General features: G+C 68.3%; 16 protein-coding genes. 5 read left to right on the top strand and 11 right to left on the bottom strand.

Translation table 11 applies throughout. The annotated features are described in order from the left end of the window. Positions 1-5 precede the first annotated feature (5 nt). On the bottom strand, positions 6-296 hold the full coding sequence (locus AC07X5_RS18185) for a DUF2917 domain-containing protein (RefSeq protein ID WP_494771293.1): 291 nt from the start codon (positions 294-296) through the stop codon (positions 6-8). 84 nt (positions 297-380) lie between these two features. On the opposite strand from AC07X5_RS18185, the gene AC07X5_RS18180 reads away from it, so the two are divergent. Beyond that, positions 381-1,340 (top strand): LysR substrate-binding domain-containing protein, encoded by a 960-nt coding sequence (locus AC07X5_RS18180; protein WP_494771292.1) that lies wholly within the window; start codon positions 381-383, stop codon positions 1,338-1,340. Between the two features lie 18 nt (positions 1,341-1,358). Here AC07X5_RS18180 and AC07X5_RS18175 read toward each other — a convergent pair whose 3' ends face one another. From AC07X5_RS18175 to AC07X5_RS18150, 6 genes are all read right to left on the bottom strand, one after another. Then, positions 1,359-1,871 carry a hypothetical protein gene (locus AC07X5_RS18175; RefSeq protein WP_409956586.1) on the bottom strand — a complete coding sequence of 171 codons (513 nt, stop codon included), beginning with the start codon at positions 1,869-1,871 and terminating at the stop codon, positions 1,359-1,361. Positions 1,872-2,419: 548 nt separating this feature from the next. Further along, complete coding sequence (locus tag AC07X5_RS18170; protein WP_494771291.1) at positions 2,420-3,172, bottom strand: alpha/beta hydrolase family protein; 753 nt, start codon at positions 3,170-3,172, stop codon at positions 2,420-2,422. Continuing rightward, positions 3,156-4,340, bottom strand: a complete 1,185-nt coding sequence (locus AC07X5_RS18165; RefSeq protein ID WP_494771290.1) for a DUF3182 family protein — start codon at positions 4,338-4,340, stop codon at positions 3,156-3,158. The genes AC07X5_RS18170 and AC07X5_RS18165 overlap by 17 nt, the downstream gene beginning before the upstream one ends. 207 nt (positions 4,341-4,547) lie before the next feature. Continuing rightward, complete coding sequence (locus AC07X5_RS18160; protein ID WP_494771289.1) at positions 4,548-7,934, bottom strand: EAL domain-containing protein; 3,387 nt, start codon at positions 7,932-7,934, stop codon at positions 4,548-4,550. 160 nt (positions 7,935-8,094) lie between these two features. Then, positions 8,095-9,594 (bottom strand): sensor histidine kinase, encoded by a 1,500-nt coding sequence (locus AC07X5_RS18155; protein ID WP_494771288.1) that lies wholly within the window; start codon positions 9,592-9,594, stop codon positions 8,095-8,097. Continuing rightward, positions 9,591-10,310 (bottom strand): response regulator transcription factor, encoded by a 720-nt coding sequence (locus AC07X5_RS18150; RefSeq protein ID WP_409956576.1) that lies wholly within the window; start codon positions 10,308-10,310, stop codon positions 9,591-9,593. Before AC07X5_RS18150 ends, AC07X5_RS18155 begins: the two co-directional genes overlap by 4 nt. A gap of 143 nt (positions 10,311-10,453) precedes the next feature. Between AC07X5_RS18150 and msrB the strand changes: the two genes are divergently transcribed. The 4 genes from msrB (at position 10,454) to AC07X5_RS18130 (ending at position 14,650) form a co-directional block, all read left to right on the top strand. Continuing rightward, entirely contained in the window at positions 10,454-10,957 is a 504-nt protein-coding gene (gene msrB / locus AC07X5_RS18145) for a peptide-methionine (R)-S-oxide reductase MsrB (protein WP_409956574.1), read from the top strand. A gap of 13 nt (positions 10,958-10,970) precedes the next feature. Continuing rightward, positions 10,971-12,752 carry a cytochrome c biogenesis protein DipZ gene (locus AC07X5_RS18140; protein ID WP_494771287.1) on the top strand — a complete coding sequence of 594 codons (1,782 nt, stop codon included), beginning with the start codon at positions 10,971-10,973 and terminating at the stop codon, positions 12,750-12,752. A 57-nt stretch (positions 12,753-12,809) separates the two neighbouring features. Beyond that, on the top strand, positions 12,810-13,538 hold the full coding sequence (msrA, locus tag AC07X5_RS18135) for a peptide-methionine (S)-S-oxide reductase MsrA (protein WP_494771286.1): 729 nt from the start codon (positions 12,810-12,812) through the stop codon (positions 13,536-13,538). A 131-nt stretch (positions 13,539-13,669) separates the two neighbouring features. After that, entirely contained in the window at positions 13,670-14,650 is a 981-nt protein-coding gene (locus tag AC07X5_RS18130; protein WP_494771285.1) for a Bug family tripartite tricarboxylate transporter substrate binding protein, read from the top strand. 12 nt (positions 14,651-14,662) lie between these two features. On the opposite strand, the gene AC07X5_RS18125 is transcribed toward AC07X5_RS18130, so the two are convergent. From AC07X5_RS18125 to AC07X5_RS18110, 4 genes are all read right to left on the bottom strand, one after another. Then, on the bottom strand, positions 14,663-15,655 hold the full coding sequence (locus AC07X5_RS18125) for an SDR family oxidoreductase (protein ID WP_494771284.1): 993 nt from the start codon (positions 15,653-15,655) through the stop codon (positions 14,663-14,665). 11 nt (positions 15,656-15,666) lie between these two features. Continuing rightward, positions 15,667-15,882, bottom strand: a complete 216-nt coding sequence (locus AC07X5_RS18120) for a hypothetical protein (RefSeq protein WP_494771283.1) — start codon at positions 15,880-15,882, stop codon at positions 15,667-15,669. Positions 15,883-15,963: 81 nt separating this feature from the next. After that, on the bottom strand, positions 15,964-18,141 hold the full coding sequence (locus tag AC07X5_RS18115) for a TonB-dependent receptor (RefSeq protein WP_494771282.1): 2,178 nt from the start codon (positions 18,139-18,141) through the stop codon (positions 15,964-15,966). A 39-nt stretch (positions 18,142-18,180) separates the two neighbouring features. Beyond that, complete coding sequence (locus AC07X5_RS18110) at positions 18,181-19,641, bottom strand: ABC transporter permease subunit (RefSeq protein WP_494771281.1); 1,461 nt, start codon at positions 19,639-19,641, stop codon at positions 18,181-18,183. Positions 19,642-19,644 lie beyond the last annotated feature (3 nt).

The following is a 19,644-nucleotide window of genomic DNA, read 5'->3' as shown; positions in this document are numbered from 1 at the left end:
CTTGCTCAGGCGGCGACCGGCGCGCCTGTACCACGGAGCGCGCGGCGCAGGGAGGTCGTTGTGCGCGCGGCCGGCTTGTCTCCCGTTGGCGGCTCTATGAGCAGGCGCGCTGGTGCCAGGGCGTACACCAGGGCCCTCTTGTGCTCTGGGCTGGAAAAGCTCTCGCCCTGCTCCAGCACGATATCCCGGGTGTCGTGGTCCAGCGTGATCCAGACGGTGCCGCTCTGGCACTGAATGCGCTGACCGGCCGCATCAGGCATCTGGTGCAGGCCGCGGTGTGCGAGTTCGATCATCATGGTAAACGCTCCTATCCATTCGCTGATGGAATGAATATAGTGAGCCGGTCCCTTTTGCTCAAACGGTCATTTGGAATTCTTGGCATGCCAATTCAGAATGTGAAAGCGGCTTCTGCGGCCATCGGGCGGGAGGAGCTGCCACCGCTGGACCTGCTGCGCAGCTTCGAGGCCTCGGCACGCCACCTGAGCTTCACCCTGGCTGCGCAGGAGATCTTTCTCACCCAGTCGGCCGTGAGCCGCCAGATCCAGCAGATGGAAGCCTGGCTGGGGGTGGCGCTCTTCGAGCGCCGGCACCGCGCCCTGGTGCTGACCGAGGCCGGCACCATCATGCAGCGGGCCGCAGTCGACGCCCTGGAGCGCCTGCGCGACGCCACCGCCCGGGTGCGCGCGGTGCCGGTGCCGCGCCAGGTGGCGCTGACCTGCACGCCGGGTTTTGCCTCGCTGTGGCTGATTCCGCGGCTGGCGCGCTTCACCGAGCGGCATCCCGACGTGGATGTGCGCATCTCGGCCACCCTGGAACTGCTGGACCTGGACCGCAGCCAGCTGGACCTGGGGGTGCGCTTTTGCCCCACCAAGGATGGCCAGGGCAAGCCCCTGTTCGAGGAGTGGGTGGTTCCCATGTGCTCGCCGGGCCTGGCCCGCAACCCGGCCAACCCGCTGCTGCAGCCGGGGGACCTGGTGCGCCATACCCTGCTCGCGGTGGACCCGCATGCCAACATGCCGCTCACGGGGGAATGGGACCCCTGGGCGCGCCTGATGGGCGTGTCCGAAGTGCGCATGAAGAACACGGTGCGCTTCACGCAGTACGCCGATGCGGTGGCGGCGGCCATACAGGGCCAGGGGGTGGTGATCGGCCGCCTGCCGTTGCTGGCGGAACTGGTGGCCAGCGGCCGGCTGGTCACGCCCTTCGGCAGCTGTGCGGCGTCCCAGCGGGGCTACTACGTGGTACCCAGCCTGCGGGGTGCCGCCAACCCCGATGCCCAGGATTTCGTGCGCTGGCTGCGCTCGGAGGCCGAGTCGGCGCTGTCGCCTGCAGGAGCCTGAACACTGGGTTACGCTGCCTCAGCGGTACATCCGCTGCCGTGTTGTGCCATAGGGCACATGGTCATTCGCGGCAAGGAAGGGCTCATGCAGCACCTTGCGCTTGGGCGCTGTAGCCGGGCTGCCGCCGTGTACCGCCGCAGCCTTGACCTGCACAGCGGCTTTGCCGCTGGCGGTGGCACTGATCTCCAGCTGCACGGGGTCCTGCCCCGTCTGCTTGTGGTGCGCCCAGGCCACGTCGGAAATCACCGCGTGTTCCGCGATCACCAGGCCCAGCAGGTCGGTGAACTCCCGCGCCTGCGGCTGCTGCCACTGAACCTGGATCGTGAAGCACCGGCCATTGTTGGAGCAGTTAATCGTGAGGTAGGGATTGGTTTCCTGGCTCGGGCGTGGCGAGTCTGCCGGGGCTTTCCTCTTTGATTGGTTGTGTTGAAGTGCTGCGTTGCGCAGGATTTCGAGGGATGCGCCGGGATCCTCCTCACCAACGACCGAGGCATCGAGCAGGGAAGATACAGCGGATTTGGAACGGGACATAAGGTACCTCGTCAAGGTAGGCTCCGTAAATATCCTGGTTTTCAGGAACTCGCCCTGGAATATCCGCAGATGCCTGCGCAGCCTGGAGCATTGGGGTTGCGCTTGCCGAAACCGGCAATGAATGCACCTATGGGCGATTTATCAATGCACCCATGGTGAACCTTGCATTGATTATTGGCTGTAGGACAATCGCCGTGTGCCAGGCCATCCCTGCTCCGCAATGCAATTCACATCGTAAATACCATCTATATTCGGTTACCGAATCCATCCGGCAATATGACCACTGTGCAGGCCGATATTCCTCAGGCCTCTCTTGCAGGGCAGTCCAGGGTATGCGGCCACAGGTTGGCATGGGCGGCGGCGTTGCCGCCAGCGCTGTACCGGGCCGCGCTGAATGCATCAGGTACCTTGCCGAGGTCACCCCGATGCGCTTGCAGCGCATGGCGCATGCGGCTCTGGGCGGCATCCACCGTGCCTTCGGGCAGGCCTCAGGCGGCCAGCGACGGTGTCTGCGCCATCATCGCTCTCATTGGGGATGGAAAGCCTGCCTACCCCCTTGCCTTCTTGCGGGCACCGTTGAGCATTTCCTGCACCCAATTGACGAGGATGCTGGTGTAGGCATCCTTCCACTCGGCCCGGGTCAGTGCGTGGTCGGCATCGCTGATCACCCGGTAGGTCATGGACTGCGTGTGCAGGAAGGCCGCACGGTAGTTCTCCAGCACCGGATGCGGCACCACGTCGTCGTGCTCGGACTCCACCAACAGCACGTCGCCTTCGAATTGGGCGCTGGCCGCCAGCGCGCGGTTGCTCTGCGGCTCGATGCGGCTGCTCTTGCGGTAGGCGGCGACTTCCTGGCGGTTGAGCTTGATCTTGGAGACCATCCAGTCCTCGTCCTTGTACAGCGCGGGCGCGCGCAGTGCCATCCAGCGCACGGGGCGCAAGGCACTGAGCACGGCCGCCAGGTAGGCGCCGTAGCTGGTGCCGACCACCAGCACCGAGGCAGGGTCCACCGCCGGGTGGCCTACCAGCAGGTCGTAGGCGGCCAGCATGTCGTTCAGGCTGTCCTCCCGGGTCACGGTCTCGCGCTCGGCCCGGTCGTTGGCATGGCCGCGCAGGTCGAAGGTCAGGCAGATGCAGCCCATGGCGGCGATCTGGTGGGCGCGCTGGATGTACTGCTGCTGGCTGCCATCCCAGCCGTGCACCAGCATCACGCCAGGCACCAGCACGTCGGGTGCGACCAGGGTGCCGGCGATGCTGCGGTCGCCCACGGGAATGCGGATGGCTCTATGCCGTGTGGTCATGGATCTCCAGCGTGGTGTACTTGGTCAGCGGCCCGGCCTCGGGATCGACCCCCTGGTAGTACAGGGTGGCCCCAACCGGTATGGGCTGGGGGGCACCGAATTTTTCGACGCAGCTGGCGCGCACCCGGCGCAGGCGCGGATCCTGGTGGAACGCCTCCAGGGCCGCCACCTCGGCACCGCTGGCCCCGCCCACACGCCAGGACTGCTCGAGCACGCCCGAACACCATTGGCCTGCCGCGTTCAGCCCTTGGGCCACGTCGTAGTTGATGCGCGATGCGAAGAAACCCGGGTAGCAGGTGCGCACCGCCTCGTCATAGGCCAGTGCCTGGGTCACGGCATCGTGCAGCGGGCCCGAGGGTGTGCAGGCCAGCAGCGCATTGAAGTCGCCCCGCACCACCGTGAGGTCGGAGCCGCCGTAGACCAGGGCGCCGTTGTTGTCGGGGGTCAGGCGCTGCAGTCCATAGTACGAGGCCTGCAGGCCGGCCACCCGCACCTGGCCGATGCTCAGCGTTTCCACCTCGGTCAGGTTGTGCTCCAGCACCACCCCGGCCCGCTCCAGCAGGCTGTCGCCCAGCGCGGTCAGGCAGGTTTCCAGGGCCTGCATGGTGGCAACCACCGTCTGCCCCCGCCCGCCCGTCTCGCCTACTGGCTTGACGCGCAGCGGCCCCAAGGCAAAGAGCGCCTCGCCAGCGCGCAGCGCGTCGGCACGCGAAAAAGCCGCATAGCCGGGCAGCACCGAGCGCTTGACCAGCCGCGAGAAGTCGGGATTCCAGCCTTCTGGCGCATTGGCCTCGAAAGACACCAGGGGATGGGTGATGGCCTTGGTGGCCACGAAGGCGTGCGGCACGACACCGCCGAACAAATCATCCTGCCCATGCACCCCGAGGGCATGCGCGGTGGCCAGGCCGACCAGCGTATCGCTGGGCACCAGGTAGGTGCGGCCCTGCCATATGGGCTGCGGCAGTTCGTCGATGCTGTAGGCGCAGCCCTTGATGTCGGCGAGCCTGCGCACCAGCTCCTCGCGGGTGACCTGCTCATGCGTGCTGGCGTGGCCACGCAGGCCCCGGGTGAAGGGCATGACGGTTTCCTGGGCTTCGGGGCGCCGCAGGGCCAGCGCATTGTGGGCGGCCTCCAGGCCGTGCGGAAACTCCGATGGGTGGGATGTCATGGCCGGGGCCCTCCAGGGTGGGTGGGCGCGTGCTGCAAGGTATCTGCAGACCCGCCACTGGCACGTAAAGTGTGCGGTCAGGGGGCCCGTGCCCGGTGTGACCGTGGCTCCATGCTATTTTTGAAGGGTTCCCGCGGCGCTTCTTGTGCGCCGCAACAAGTTGTAGGACGCGGGCTACAGCGCGGCGATTGCCTGGGGAGTGGCCTTTCAGATCACGACGCTGTTGTCGGGCTGCACGCCCGCCCTGGGCGCGACAAAGCCCGCGATCCACCCCGGCAGTTCCTCTGCCGGCATGGGCCGCGCCAGGAAGTAGCCCTGTCCGATATCGCAGCCCAGGGCCGCCAGCAGGTCCCAGTGCGCCTGTGACTCGATGCCCTCGGCCACCACCTTGCGGCCCAGGTCATGCGCCAGGTCGATGGTGGAGCGCACGATCACGGCCGAGGCCTTGCTCACCGACATCTCGCTGACGAAGGACTGGTCGATCTTGATGCACTCCACCGGCAGCTGCTGCAGGTAACTGAGCGATGAATAGCCGGTGCCGAAGTCGTCGATGTACAGCGCGATGCCCAGGTCGCGCAATGCCTGCAGCACGCGCAGGGCACGCTCGGGCTCTTCCATGACGGTGGTTTCCGTGATCTCCAGTTCCAGCAGTCCGGGCGCCACGGGCCAGGTGGCCTGCAACTGGCGGATGGTGTGCAGCAGCGATTCGTCGCGCAGGTTGCGCGCGGACAGGTTCACGGCAATCGGCAGCGCCGCGCCCCGGGCGGCCCAGCCGTGGTTGAGCTTGAGGCCCGCCTCGATCACCCATTCGGTCAGCGGCTTGATCAAGCCCGTGTGTTCAGCCAGTCCGATGAATTCGCCCGGCATCAGCATGCCGCGCGCCGCATGGCGCCAGCGCACCAGGCCCTCGGCACCGCACACCCGGCCCGTGGCCATCTCGATCTTGGGCTGCAGGTAGAGCGACAGGTCACCGTTTTCGATGGCAAGCCGCAGTTCGCCGGCCATCTGCAGATGCTGCGCCTGGTTGCGGTGGTGGCTCTGCGCCGGGTCGAACACCACGTGCCCGAGCCCGGCCTTCTTGGCCTGGTGCACGGCCGTGTCCATGTGCCGGTAGAGGTCGTGGGGGGTTTCGCCATGCAGGGGGAACAGGGCGACCCCGGCCGTGACCGAGACTTCCATCGCAATGCCGGCGATGGGAAACGGCTGGGCCAGCGCCGCATCCACGGCCCGCACCATGGCCACCGCGGAAACGGCATCGCACTGCGGCAGCAAAATGGCGAACTCGTCGCCGCGCAGTCTTCCCACCGTGGCCGAAGCTGGCACGGCATTGACCAGGCGGGCCCCGACCTCCTGCAGGATCTGGTCGCCATGGCAGAACCCCAGTGCATCGTTGATCTCGCTGAGCCGCTCCACATTGGCCTGCAGCACCGCGAAGTGCTGGCCGGACTGCCGGCCGGCCGCGATGGCGGCCACCAGGATCTCGGTGAAGTGCGCCTCGTTGGGCAGACCCGTAAGGCTGTCGTAGCGGCGCATCTGCTGCATCGCCTCCTGCACCCGGGCCTGCTCGCTGCGCTGGCGCAGCGTGGCCACGCCATAGGCCAGGTCATCGGCCGACTCGACGAGGAAGGTGATCTCGTCGGACTCGAAGATCTTCGGGCGGCTGCTGTAGATTGCCAGGACACCGACCACCGTGCCCTCCACCCGCAGCGGGCACGCGAGCACCGAGGCTGCGGCAGGCATGCCTGCCAGCCAGACGGGGCCATCCGGCCCGGATGGCTCCCCTCCCCGGCCCACGCAGGCCAGCCCGGAACGCAGTGCGTCACCGGGCAGGCCCTGGGCTGCGTCGCCGCCCTCCCAGCGGGCATTCAGCGTGCGCAGCCAGGGCGGGGCCCCGGGGGCCTCGCTCTCGGCCACCGGCACCAGCCGGCCCTCGCCATTCGCGGCGCGGCACCACACCACGGCCATGGCGTAGCCGCCCGCCGTGACGATGGCCTCGCACATGCTGGACAGCAGGCCCTGCTCATCCACGGCACGCAGCATGGTGCGGTTGCCGGCGCTCAGCGTCTTCAGGGCCCGGGTGGTGTGTTCCAGCCGCAGCACGTGGTCCTCCAGGGAGGCGTTGAGCGCCAGCACCTTGTCCTCGGCGTGCTTGCGCACCGTGATGTCGGAACCCAGCACATAGTAGCCCTGCACGCGACCTTCGTCGTCGTACTTGGGTATGCAGTCGATGGCCTGCCACATGCCGGGAAAGGGCTGCCAGTCATAGCTCTGGCGCTCGCCCTGCAGAACCCGCTCGATCATCGGTCGCGCATGGGCGTAGCGCTCCTCGCCGATGATCTCCCGCACCGTGTGCCCGGCCACCTCGTCGCGGTCCGGGGCGTACAGCGATTTGTGGTGCGCGTTGACGTAGACGTAGCGCTGTTCGGCGTTGACGTAGGCCAGCACCGTCGGTACGCTGTTGATCACGCTGTAGAGCTGGTCTTCGCTGGCGCGCAGCTGCGCCGTGCGCTCCTGCACCCGCTGCTCCAGCTGCGCATTGGCGTCCACGATCAGGCGCTGGGCCTGGCGGGCCAGGCTCTCGTCGCGGAACACCAGCACCACCCCCGTCACCTCGCCAGCGCTGGTGCGTATGGGGGCTGCACTGTCGGCAATCGGGCACTCGGTGCCGTCGCGCGCGATCAGGGTCGTGTGGTTGGCCAGTTCATGGACCACGCCGGTGGCCAGCACCTGGGCGACGGGCACCACGGCCGGCTCGCGGGTGATCTCGTTGATGATGCGGAACACCACGTCGATGGGCAGGCCGCGCGCCATCTCGAAGGTCCAGCCGGTCAGTTGCTCGGCCACCGGGTTCATGCGGGTCACGCGGCCTTCGGTGTCGGTGGCCAGCACGGCGTCGCCGATGGACTGCATGGTGGTGGCCAGGCCTTCCTCGCTGTCGGCCAGTGCGCGCTGGGCCTGGCGGGTCTCGCGCAACTGGCGCGTGATCAGCGCATAGGCCCCCGCCAGCAGTCCTGCCAGCACCAGCACCGCTGCGCCATTGGCAGTCAGCAGCAGGCGGCGGATGCGCAGTTGCGCTTCGGTGCGCTCGCGCAGCAGCGAGGCTTCCTCGAATTCCATGCCGCGCAGCAGTTCGTGGATGCGATCGCGCGTCTTCTGCAGCGGGGCCGTGGCCACATAGGCATTGGCGGCCTCCGGCCCCTGGGTCTTGCGCAGCATTTCCACCCGCCGGGAAATGGCCAGCCGCTCGTCCACCATCTGGCGCAGCAGGGTCCAGCGCTCCTGCTGCAAAGGGTTGTCGGCGGTGAGCTGGCGCAGTTGCGACAGCATGGCCTCGCGGGCCTCGGCCGCAGCATCGCGCTCGGTGAGGTGCGCAGTGTCTCCGGTGATGCGGAAGGTCTGCGTGCTCAGCTCGATCTGCAGGGTGTTGGCTCGGATGTGGGCCACATTGCCCAGCACCTGGTGGGTGTGGGCCACCCATCGCGTCGCCTCCTCGGCGTCATCGGCCAGCTTCCATCCCATCGCCGTGACGCCGGCCACCACCGCAGCGGCCGCAATGAAAGCAGCCAGAACCTTCGATTCGAAGCTCGAGCGCAACAATGGTCCTCCCCGCCGATCCTGTTATGCCAGGACAACCCATTCTTACACCCGATACCGGCAAAGGGGTAGCACAAAATTGCAGGGGTGCCGCCATGGTGAGGTTGTCCTACAGGGGCGCCTAGGTGAAAACTCTTAGCCCCGCTGGCGGCATGCCCCCTCAGCGGTCGGCAGGCCCGTCGGATGCGCCGCCACGTGCCCAGGGCAAGGTGAACCGGAACGCAGCCCCGGTCTCCGGAGTTTCCAGCAGCGCGATGCGGCTGCCATGCAGCGCCAGAATGCGGTGCGCAATGCGCAGCCCCAGGCCGCCGCCGCGCCGCGCTCCGCCCACGGCAAACGGCCGCTCGAACAGCCCTTCGCGCAGCTCTGGCGCAATGCCGGGCCCGGTGTCCTGCACCAGCACGGCCAGGGCATCGCCCTCGTGCGCCAGCCCCACCGTCACGGAGCCACCGGACGGGGTATGGCGCAAAGCGTTGTCCAGCAGGTTCGTCAGCACCCGCTCGATAAGGCCCAGGTCGGCATGCACGGGCGGCAGTTGCGGCGCGATGTCCGCCTGCAGCGCCACCTGGCGCTCCTGGGCCATCAGCTCGAATTTCTGGAACACATCCTGCACCAAGTCGGCCATGGCAAAGGGTTCGGCCTCCGGCTGGACAAAGCCGTATTCGAGCCGTGCCAGCTCGAACAGGCTCTGCGCCAGCGCGCCTACCTTGCGGCTCTGGTCCAGCGCGATGCCCAAGTAGCGCTGGCGTTCGGCCGGCTGCAGGGTGGCGTCCTTCACCAGCAGGGTCTCCAGGTAGCCGTGCAGCGAGGACAGCGGCGTGCGCAGGTCGTGCGAGACGTTGGCGATCAGCTCGCGCCGCTCCTGGTCCTGGCGGCTCAGGGCCTGCCATTGCTCGCCGATGCGCGCCACCATCTGGCGGTAGGCGCCATCCAGCACCGCGATCTCGTCGCGGCTGCCCGGCGGTACCGGCTCCTGCAGCGCAGGCGCGGGCAGGGGCACCGGTGCGCCGCTCATGTCGAAGCCGCGCACGGTCTCGGTCAGGCGGCGCAGCGGCCGGGTGATGAGCGTGAAGGCCGTGAGCCCGGCCGCCAGGCACAGCAGCGCCACCATGGCGATGGACCACAGCGCCGTGGTGAGCACGGCGTTGGTGGAGCCCTGCGCGGCCACCGCGTCGTGCGCCTCGCCCAAGAGCACCACGTAGATGAAGCCCACATCGCGTCCATGCACGCGCAGCGGCGCGGCGCTGAAGACCTTGCGCCCGTCCTGGCTGCGCGGGTCGTCCCCCAGGATGGGCAGCGGCGCCCCTTCGATAAGGCGGCGCACGGGGGCCAGGTCCACCCGGTCGCGGCGCAGCCGGCCTTCGGGTGCGGCATGGCCGGCAATGGCGCCATCGGGCCCGAGCAGATAGACCTCCACGCTGGGGTTGACCACCATGAGCTGGTTGAACAGCCTGCGTACCGCGCCGGGCATGAGGCCGTCGGCATCGGTGAGCTGGGCGTCGCGGGCGATGCTGGCGGCCAGGTCGCGCGAAAGGCCTTGCACCACCTCGAGCTCGTGCATGCGGTTGGAGCGCACCTGCATCCAGGCCGAGGTGCCGCTGCACACCAGCAGCAGCACGGCGAACACCAGCGACAGCCGCTGGGTCAGGGTGAGCTTCATGGTGCCTCCCCAGCGAATTTGTAGCCCCGGCCCCAGACGGTGAGGATGCGCGCGGGCTGGGCCGGGTCGGCCTCGATCTTGGCGCGCAGGCGGTTGATGTGGGTGTTGACCGTGTGCTCGTAGCCCTCGTGCTGGTAGCCCCAGACGGCATTGAGCAGGTCCATGCGCGAGAACACCTTGCCCGGCTGGCGCGCGAAGAAGTACAGCAGGTCGAACTCGCGCGGCGTGAGGTCCAGCCGCTGGCCGGCCAGGCGGGCCTCGCGCGCCACCGGGTCCATGGCCAGGCCGGCCACCGACAGACTGCCCGCCTCCTGGCGCGCGTTCTGCGCCATGGCCTCGGCCCGGCGCAGCAGGGCCCGCACGCGGGCCACCAGTTCCAGCACCGAGAACGGCTTGGGCAGGTAGTCGTCGGCACCGACTTCCAGGCCCAGGATGCGATGCACCTCGCTGGCACGGGCGCTGATGATGATGATGGGCACGTAGCGCTGCATGGCGCGGGCGCGGCGGCAGATTTCCAGGCCATCCACGCCGGGCAGCATCAGGTCCAGCACCAGCGCGTCCCAGTCACCACCGCGCGTGAGCTGCTCCAGGCCGTCGTCACCCCGCGCGCAGTGCACGACCTGCAGGCCTTCGTCACGCAGGTGCATGGTCAGCAGGTCGGCGATGTGGGCATCGTCTTCGACAAGCAGGACGCGTTTGGAGGGAGGTATGGACATGGAAAAAGCAGGTGAGCAAGGGATGGCCTGCATTGTGCGCAATCGCCGCGTGCCGAGTTATCACGATTTTTTGAAGTTTGCGTGAGGACTTCGCGATGGGAGCGAACCTAAGCTCCGTGCCATCCCTACCGACCGAGGACACCATGCCCACCACCCGCCGCCAACTCCTGTTCACCGGCAGCGCCAGCGCCTTGGCCCTGGCTGCCGTGTTCTCGCACCGCCAGGCCCCGGCCGCCGCCGGCGGCAGCGAAGTCTTCGAATTCACCCTCACCGATGCCCAGTGGCGCGCCAAACTCACGCCCCAGCAGTACGCGGTGCTGCGCCAGGAGAGCACCGAGCGCCCGGGCAGCAGCCCGCTCAACAAGGAGCACCGCCCCGGCACCTTCGCCTGCGCGGGCTGTGCGCTGCCACTGTTCTCGTCCAGCACCAAGTTCGACAGCGGCACCGGCTGGCCCAGCTTCTGGAAGCCGCTGGACAAGGCCGTGGCCACCCGCACGGACCGGACCTTCGGCATGGCACGCACGGAGGTGCACTGCCGCCGCTGCGGCGGCCACCTGGGCCATGTGTTCAACGACGGGCCCCAGCCCACCGGCCTGCGCTACTGCATGAACGGCCTGTCGCTCCAGTTCACGCCCGGCGCGGCCTGAGGAGAGACCTGCCATGCTGCTCATCCTTCTGGCCTACCTGGGCGGGGTGCTCACCATCCTCAGCCCCTGCATCCTGCCCGTGCTGCCCTTTGTATTCTCGCGCGCCAGCCAGCCCTTCGTGCGCAGCGGCCTGCCGCTGCTGGCAGGCATGGCGCTGACCTTTGCGGCCGTGGCCACGCTCGCTGCCGTGGGCGGCGGCTGGGTGGTGGCCGCCAACCAGTACGGCCGCTGGGCCGCACTGGTGCTGGTGGCGGTGTTCGGTTTGGCGCTGCTGTGGCCCGGCCTTGCCGAGCGCATGGCGCGCCCCCTGGTCGCCGCTGGTGACCGCCTGTCGCAGACGGCGCAGGGCGATGGCAGGCCGCGCCCCGGTGCCTCGCTGCTGCTGGGTGTGGCCACCGGCCTGTTGTGGGCACCCTGCGCCGGGCCGGTGCTGGGCCTGATCCTGACAGGAGCCGCGTTGCAGGGCGCCAGCGTGGGCACCAGCCTGCTGCTGCTGGCCTATGCCGCCGGTGCGGCCACTTCGATGGCCGCCGCCCTGTTGCTGGGCGGGCGGGTGTTCTCCGCGCTCAAGCGCTCGCTGGGCGTGGGCGAGTGGGTGCGCCGCGGCCTGGGGGCTGCCATGCTGGCCGGCGTCGCCGCGATCGCGCTGGGGCTGGACACGGGCGTGCTGGCCCGGCTTTCCACAGCATCCACCGGCGGCATCGAGCAGGCCCTGGTGGACCGGCTCGGCGGCCAGCCCCAGGGCGGGGCCATGGCGATGAGCGGCAACCCGTCGATGATGATGATGGCGGCCGGTTCTGCGGGGCACGGCGGTACCGAGCGGCTTGCGGACCAGGGCGAGGTGCCCTCGCTCGACGGGGCCGTGCAGTGGCTCAACTCGCCGCCCCTCACCACTGCCGGCCTGCGCGGCAAGGTGGTGCTGGTGGACTTCTGGACCTATTCGTGCATCAACTGCCTGCGCGCCATGCCCTATGTCAAGGCCTGGGCCGAGAAGTACAAGGACCAGGGCCTGGTGGTGGTGGGCGTGCACGCGCCCGAGTTCGCCTTCGAGCGCGATGCCGCCAACGTGGGCAAGGCCGTGCGCGACCTGGGCATCACCTACCCGGTGGCCATCGACAACAACTACGCCATCTGGCGTGCCTTCCAGAACCGCTACTGGCCCGCGCACTACCTGATCGACGCACAGGGCCGCATGCGCTACCACCATTTCGGCGAGGGCAGCTATGCCGAGTCGGAGCGCGCCATCCAGCAACTGCTGCGCGAGGCTGGCACGGCCGCCCCGGTACAGAACGGGCTGGCCCGGGTGGCCGCCTCGGGCGTGCACCAGCCGGCCGACATGAAGGCGGTGCGCTCGCACGAGACCTACCTGGGCTATGAACGGGCCGAGAATTTCGCCTCGGCCGAGCCTGCGGTGCGCGACCGCGCGGCCACCTACACCGCCCCGTCGAACCCGGCGCTCAATGCCTGGGGCCTGGCCGGCCAGTGGACGGTGGGTGCCGAGCGCGCCACGCTCTCCGGCGGCAGCGGCCGCATCGTCTACCGCTTCCAGGCTCGCGACGTGCACATGGTGCTGGGGCCGGGCGCGGGCGGCAAGCCGGTGCGCTTCAAGGTCACGGTCGATGGCCAGCCCCCTGGCACTGCCCACGGCCTGGACGTGGCCGCCGATGGCACGGGCACGGTGACCGGGCAGCGCCTGTACCAGTTGGTGCGCCAGAGCGGGGACATCCGCGAGCGCACCTTCAGCATCGAGTTCCTGGATGCCCCTGTCGACGCCTATGCCTTTACGTTTGGCTGAGCCACGCCGCGCATCTGCGCACCACACTCCCTCCACCTTCCCACCAAGGCCTTCACCATGACAACGACCCCGTCCTCTCCCCGCCGGCGCAGCCTGCTGCAGTTTCTCGCCGGCGGCGCCACGCTGGCCAGCGGCGCCCTGCTCTTCCAGGATTTGGCCTACTCGGCCGAAGACGCCGTGGTGATCCCGCCGCCCGCGCAGGATGTGCCTGCGGGGAGCGCCAGGCTGGAGAAGGCCATCTTCGCCGGCGGCTGCTTCTGGGGCGTGCAGGGGGTGTTCCAGCATGTCAAGGGGGTGCAGAAGGCCGTGTCGGGCTACAGCGGCGGCTCAGCCGCCACGGCCAGCTACAACCAGGTGAGCAGCGGGCGCACGGCCCATGCCGAGTCGGTGGAAGTGAGCTACGACCCCGCGCAGGTGAGCTACGGCGCCCTGCTGCAGATCTTCTTTTCGGTGGTGCACGACCCGACCCAACTCAACCGCCAGGGGCCGGACACGGGCCCGCAGTACCGCTCGGCCATCTTCGCGGCCAGCCCCGAGCAGGACAAGGTGGCTCGCGCCTACATTGCCCAGCTCGATGCGCTCAAGGTTTACCCCAGGCTCATCGTGACGCGCGTGGAGAGCAACCCCAGCTTCTTTCCCGCCGAGGCCTACCACCAGGATTTCCTGACCGAGAACCCGCGCCACCCCTATATCGTGATCAACGACCTGCCCAAGGTCGCGCATCTCAAGCGGCTGTTCGCCGCACGCTACCGGGCCGAGCCGGTGCTGGTCAAGCGCGCGGCATAGGTGGGTTGTGGCACAGTCGCCTGCGCGGCCCTTAGAATCCCATTCGGCACCAACTGGTGCCGAAGAGGCACGCTATGCCTCGCGCCGGATGTAACCATGGGTTAATCCAAATCACCTCTCAAGGATGCCCCATGGACACGATGATTTTGAAGACGGTCCGTACCGTTGTTTCAGTGCATGTGCTGGCCCTGTCCAGCATGGCCGCCTGGGCGCAGGACTATCCGTGGAAGGCCATCACCCTGGTGGTGGGCTACCCCGCAGGCGGCAGCGTGGACCTGGTGGCGCGGGCCATTGCACCCGGCCTGTCGCGCCGGCTCGGCCAGCCGGTGAAGGTGGAGAACATTCCCGGCACCAGCGGCGCCCTGGCCGCGGCCCGGGTAGCCCTGGCCGACCCGGACGGGCACACCCTGCTGCTGGGCTCGCCGGCAGAGGTGGGCATCAACCACCTGGTGAGCCGCCGGCGCGACGGCTACAACCCGCTCAAGGACTCCACCCCCATCGGCCTCATCGGCAGCCAGCCCCTGGTTCTCGTGGCCAGCAAGAAGACGCCTGTGGCCAGCATCGAGGAGTTCCTGCTCGCCACTGCGCAATCCCCCGACGCCATGCGCTACGCCTCGTCGGGCATGGGCACGCCGCTGCACCTGGCGGGTGAGACCATCCGGCAGCAGTCCGGGGTGCGCATGGCGCATGTGCCCTCGCGCGGCGCCGGCGCCATGCTCGCCAACCTGGACAGCGGCGACGTGGAATTCGCGGTGATGGTGCTTTCCAGCGCCCTGCCCCACATCAAGGACGGTAAGCTCAAGGCCATTGGAGTGACGAAGCTGGAGCGCTCTGCGGCGGCGCCCCAGATCCCGGCCCTGGCGGAGAATGCACGCTTCAAGGGGGTGGATGCGGGGGTGTGGTTCGGTCTGCTGGGCCCTGGCAAGCTGCCGCCCGCCACCACCACCAGGCTGCGCGAGAACCTGCAGCAATTGCTCCGGAACCCCGAACTGCGAAAGACGCTGGAAGCCGTGGGCCTGACCATGATGGAAGGGACCGATTTCGCGCCCTTCCTTCAGGCAGAAATCCAGAAGTTCAGGCGGGTCGTGGAGTTCGCAAGCATCCGCAACTGAGCGCAGCCTGCATCAGCCTCCGTCACCCGCATTGCCTGTGATGGGCAGCACGATGCCGGTGATGTAGCTTGAACAGCACGGCGCGGCCAGGAACACATAGGCCGGCGATATCTCCTCGGGTTGCGCAGGCCGCCCCAGGTGCGTGCTGGCGCCGAACTGGGCGATGTCCCCAGGGGTCTTGTCGGCCGGGTTGAGCGGCGTCCATACCGGGCCGGGGGCCACGGCGTTCACGCGGATGCCCCGTTCGGCCAGGTTGTGCGCCAGGGCCTTGGTGAAGGCGTGGATGGCGCCCTTGGTGGCAGAGTAATCCAGCAGCTCCTTGCTGCCGCGCAGGCCGGTAACCGAGCCGGTGTTGATGATGGCGTCACCCCGCCCGAGGTGCGGCAGCGCCGCCTTGGCCATGTGGAAGTAGCCGTAGATATTGGTCCGGAAGGTCTCGTCGAAGCGCTCTTCGCTCAGGTCTTCCAGCGCGCTGGCATGCTCCTGGAAGGCCGCATTGTTCACCAGCAGATTGAGCTTGCCGAAGGCCTTGACGGTGCGCTTCACTGCGCTGGCGCAAAAGCGTGCGCTTTTCACGTCGCCCGAGATGGCGATGCAGCGCCGGCCCTCGGCCTGCACCAGCTCGCAGGTGCGCCGGGCATCCTCGTGCTCGTTGAGGTAGGCGATGGCCACGTCGGCGCCTTCGCGGGCAAACAGCACGGCCACCGCCCGGCCGATGCCCGAGTCGCCGCCCGTGATGAGCGCCGACAGGCCTTCGAGCTTGCCGCTGCCCCGGTAGTGGGGCGCCTCAAAGCGCGGCGGAAGCGCCATGCGCGCCTCGATGCCCGGCTTGGCCAGCGGCTGGGCGGGCAAGGGCGTGGCCGGCTCGGCCCGGCCAGGGCCCGGGGCCACGGCCTTCTTCTTGGCGGCGGACTTCTTTTTGTTAGAGGCGTCTTTGGCATCCTGCTCGGCCTGGATGCGCTTTTGCTTCTTGGCGGTCTGTTCGGCAGCGGCGGGTTTTTTCATGGTGTCGCCGCCTACTTGAGCCACTTGCGTTGGGGTTTCGGCTGCACGGTGATGTCCACCGTCTTGTGCACGTCGGGCTGGCCCGTGGCGGGATCGGTCTCGACGACATCCTCCAGGTCGATGTCCTTGACCTCGGAATTGGTTTCTTCCTCGAGGTCTTCGAGGATGCTGTCGACCTTGCGTTCGGCCTTGTCGACTTCGGCTTTGGGAAGCGGGGTGATGCGCATGGGCTACTCCTGAAGCAATAGACCCATTCTTGCGAGCCCGCAAGTCCCCGCCTGTCAGCCATTGCCGCAGGATGGCGTCGTTCAGAAGTCGAATTTGGCCGAGAGTTCGAAGGTGCGCCCCGGCGCCAGCAGCACCTGGCTGGTGGCCCGCCCGGCATAGCTGGCATAGAGCTTGTCGGTGAGGTTGCGTACGCGCAGGGTCAGCAAAGCGGGCTTGAGCCGGTAGCTGGCCGCGATGTCGGCCGTGGTGTGGCCGTTGATGCGGATCTGGTTGGCATTGTCCGTGTACATGGAGCCGGTGCGGTTGACGGACAGGAACAGGTCCAGCGGTACTTCTTTGAAGCGGTAGCTGGCGAACAGGTTGGCCACGCGCTCGGGCACGTTGGGAGGGGTATTGCCCACGCGCGAGACACCGCCCGCCTCCACCAGCGAGCCGAAGCGTGCGTCGAGCGCCGCCACATTGCCCGACAGGGTGAGCTGCTTCGTGGCACGCCACGCGGCGGACAACTCCACTCCGCGCGAGGACTGGCTGCCGTTGTTCACCGTGAGGTTGGCGTTGTTGGCGTCGCGCGAGAGCACGTTGTCCAGGGTGATGTAGTAGGCCGCGGCCGTCCATTCCACATCGCCCGCACTCTGCTTGAAGCCCGCTTCGAACTGCTTGCCCTTGGATTGCGGGAAGGCGGCGTTGCCGGCCGACAGCAGGAACAGCGAGCCCACGGGGATGGTGGCATTGGTGTACTGCGCGTAGACCGACGATTCGGAAGACAGCTCGTAGACCGTGCCCAGGCGCACGGAGTTGGCCGTGTACTTCGTGCCAAAGGCGCTGAAGCTGCCCAGGTTCAGGTCGGTCACGCTGCGGTCCACGTCCACCCGGTCGTGGCGCAGGCCTCCGACCAGGGTCCAGGCCTTGGTCAGCTTGAGCGCGTCTTCGGCAAAAATGGAGGTGCTGTGCACGTCCGACGTGAAGTTGGTGCGGTTGCCGCCGCCGGCCATGAGCGCCGGGTCGTCGTTGTAGATGCCCACGGCCGGATCGAACAGGGGCACGCGCAAGCTGGCGTTGGTGGTGGCCGAGCCGTTGGAGAAGCGCCGTGTGTTGTCGAAATCGGTCTTGCTGAACTCGCCGCCGATGACGAGTTTGTTGGCCAGAGCGCCGATGCGGCCCTCGTGCGATGCATCCAGCCGATTGGCCAGGTAGCGCTGGTCGTGAGCGATCTGGGTCTGGTCGCGGGTGATGGAGCCTGGCGCACTGAAGACGGCGCTTTCGGAGTTGCGCCACAGGCGGTCCACCTTGTTGGCGGTGAATTCGTTGCGCAGCGTCCATTCGGGCGTCACCCGGCTGGTGATGCGGGCGCGCAGCCAGTACGCCTCGGACTGGTTCCGGTCGTCCAGGATGTTGTAGTTGTTCTGCGCGATGCGCCGGTCGATCACCCGGCCATCGGGCGTGCTGACCACGCTGGTCGGCTGGGTGGACAGGCTGCCCGGGATCAGCGGCGTGCCCCAGTAGGCGTGGCCTTCGTCGCGGGAATAGTCGAAGGACAGGTCGAGCCGCGTGGCGCGCGCCAGGTCGAACGACAGGCCTGTGGTCAGGTGTTCCAGCTTTTCGCTGTTGCGCGCGATGGTGCCCACGCGCGTGTCATTGCGGCTGTAGTCGATCCGGTAGGCCCCGGTTTCGCCCACCGCACCGCCCAAGCCCACGGCGGCGCGCGTGGAGCCGTAGCTGCCGTAGGACAGCAGGGCCTCGCGCCCGGGGTTGTTGCGGTCGGGCCGTTTGGTCTGGAAGTTGACGATGCCGCCGATGGCACTGTCGCCCTGCAGCACCGAGGCCGGGCCCTTGAGCACCTCGATGCGCTCGTAGTTCCAGGTGTCCTCGACCCGGTTGGTGACGCCCGCGCCCGACATGCGCACCCCGTCGTACAGGTAGAGCACGTTGGTGAAGCCGCGCAGCGACAGCGTGGTGGGCGACGATGGCGGGCCGCCGCCGGCCATGCCGGCGGTGCTGCGCAGCGCCTCGCTCAGGGTGCGGGCGCCGCGCTCCTGCATCAGGTCCTGTGAGAGGATTTCCACCGAGGCCGGCGTTTCGCGCAAGGTGAGGCCCAGGCGCGAGGCGCTGCTGCTCTTGTTGTCCAGCTGCAGGCTGTCGCGGTCTTGCCCGGCCTGGATGCTGATGGCCGGCAGTTCGGCTTCGACGGCCTGCGCGAGTGCGCCCTGCATGGCGGCAGTTGCCGCCAGCGCCACTGCGCTGCGCTTGAATGAAGTCATGGTGTGCTCTTTCTTGGGATTTGAAATGGGGTCATCGGGTCAGGCCACCCGGTAGCGGCGCAGCCGCCAGCCGGCAAGGCCCAGCAGCGCCAGCGTGGGAAGCAGCAGTTGCAGCACCGCCCGCGCGGCCTGGGCCTGCACGGCGCCCTGCCCCTCCTCGCGCCAGTAGAAAGCGGGGATGCGCGGGAAGTCGGCCTCTGCAAGGGCCAGCCCGCCGTCGATGCGGGGGTAGAAAAAGTCCTTCCAGGCCTGGTGGTAGCTGGCGACCTGGGCCAGGAACCAGGCATTGCGGCTGTGTCCCGTGCCGGCCAGCGCGGTGATGCCCTCGTAGGCCACCGCCGCGGGCGAGATGGCGGACCAGCGCGCCACCAGGGCCTGCTGGCGCGCCTGCTGCGCGTCGAAGCGTTCCAGCTCGGGCTGCAGGGTTTCGTCCACCTGGCGCTGGATGCGGTAGTTGGCCATGGCCCGGCCGCTCATGGCCAGGCGACCGCCCCGGGGCACCAGCGTGTCGGGCTGGTCCACGTGTGTGTAGTCGGTGGCCAGCAAGGCGGCGTTGTGCGACATGGCCTGGGCCGTGACCACCCGGGTGCGGGCCGCCAGCTCGGCGCGCGAGGGGGCCGGGCTGGCCTGGGTGACCGCGATGTTGAGCAGCACGGGCGCCACCAGCACCAGCACCACCCAGCCGATGACCAGCACCATGGCATTGGTGGCCGACGACCAGCCGAAGGCATTGACCGCCACCACCGCCGTGAACCAGAACAGCGCATAGGTCCCCACCACCAGCGCCCACCACAGCGTGGCGCCGGGCGCCGCCAGGGCTTGCGGCCGGGCGATGAGCAGCACCGCCAGCGGCACCAGCACCGCCGCCCCGAGCAGCACGGCCGCGCGCACGGCGATCTTGGCCGCCACCAGCGTGGGCAGCGCCAGCGGCTGGGACAGCAGCAGGCGCAGCGTGCCGTCCTCGCGCTCGCCCGACAACAGGTTGTAGCTGAGCGCGAAGATCAACAGCGGCAGCAGGTAGACCACGACGAAGGCCAGGTCGAAATGCCCGCTCTGCAGATGCCAGGGATTCTCGATGTCGTTGTTGTGCAGGAAGTTGACCTTGCTCTGGTGCGTGACCTTGAACTGCGCGGGGAACAAGTCGGTCTGCCCCAGGGCCACGGGCGCCAGCGGCGCGCTGGGCATCACGGCATGCTGCGCACCCAGGCCGCCCGCCATGTTGGCGGGGTTGGCCGGGTTGCCGAAGGGCGTGGGCAGCTCGGTGCCGGCCATGATGCGGCCCAGTTGCGCCCGCTGGCCGGCACGCGCCTGGCCATCGGCCGCGACCAGGGCGGCCTGGGCCTGGTCGCGCTGGCGCGTTTGCAGCATGCCGTTGAACAGCGCATAGGCCACGAGCAGCAGGAACAGGCCGCCCACCAGCCACAGGCTGCGGTCGCGCGCCAGCAGGCGCAGCTCCTGGCGCGCGACCAGGCGAAATCGTTGGAATGGGGATGGGTTCACCAA

The organism is Acidovorax sp. GW458-11-26-14-TSB4 (assembly GCF_059423865.1).
The sequence above is the reverse complement of the archived record's forward strand: the minus strand, read 5'-3'. Positions and strand labels throughout refer to the sequence as shown.

Bases quoted from the DNA above. Each gene is read 5' to 3' on its own strand.
- AC07X5_RS18175 (WP_409956586.1), bottom strand. From the start codon at position 1,871: ATGTCCCGTTCCAAATCCGCTGTATCTTCCCTGCTCGATGCCTCGGTC.
- AC07X5_RS18140 (WP_494771287.1), top strand. From the start codon at position 10,971: ATGCTGCTCATCCTTCTGGCCTACCTGGGCGGGGTGCTCACCATCCTC.
- AC07X5_RS18115 (WP_494771282.1), bottom strand. From the start codon at position 18,141: ATGACTTCATTCAAGCGCAGCGCAGTGGCGCTGGCGGCAACTGCCGCC.
- msrB (WP_409956574.1), top strand. From the start codon at position 10,454: ATGCCCACCACCCGCCGCCAACTCCTGTTCACCGGCAGCGCCAGCGCC.
- AC07X5_RS18150 (WP_409956576.1), bottom strand. From the start codon at position 10,310: ATGTCCATACCTCCCTCCAAACGCGTCCTGCTTGTCGAAGACGATGCC.
- AC07X5_RS18125 (WP_494771284.1), bottom strand. From the start codon at position 15,655: ATGAAAAAACCCGCCGCTGCCGAACAGACCGCCAAGAAGCAAAAGCGC.
- AC07X5_RS18185 (WP_494771293.1), bottom strand. From the start codon at position 296: ATGATGATCGAACTCGCACACCGCGGCCTGCACCAGATGCCTGATGCG.
- AC07X5_RS18155 (WP_494771288.1), bottom strand. From the start codon at position 9,594: ATGAAGCTCACCCTGACCCAGCGGCTGTCGCTGGTGTTCGCCGTGCTG.
- AC07X5_RS18170 (WP_494771291.1), bottom strand. From the start codon at position 3,172: ATGACCACACGGCATAGAGCCATCCGCATTCCCGTGGGCGACCGCAGC.
- AC07X5_RS18165 (WP_494771290.1), bottom strand. From the start codon at position 4,340: ATGACATCCCACCCATCGGAGTTTCCGCACGGCCTGGAGGCCGCCCAC.
- msrA (WP_494771286.1), top strand. From the start codon at position 12,810: ATGACAACGACCCCGTCCTCTCCCCGCCGGCGCAGCCTGCTGCAGTTT.
- AC07X5_RS18120 (WP_494771283.1), bottom strand. From the start codon at position 15,882: ATGCGCATCACCCCGCTTCCCAAAGCCGAAGTCGACAAGGCCGAACGC.
- AC07X5_RS18130 (WP_494771285.1), top strand. From the start codon at position 13,670: ATGGACACGATGATTTTGAAGACGGTCCGTACCGTTGTTTCAGTGCAT.
- AC07X5_RS18180 (WP_494771292.1), top strand. From the start codon at position 381: ATGCCAATTCAGAATGTGAAAGCGGCTTCTGCGGCCATCGGGCGGGAG.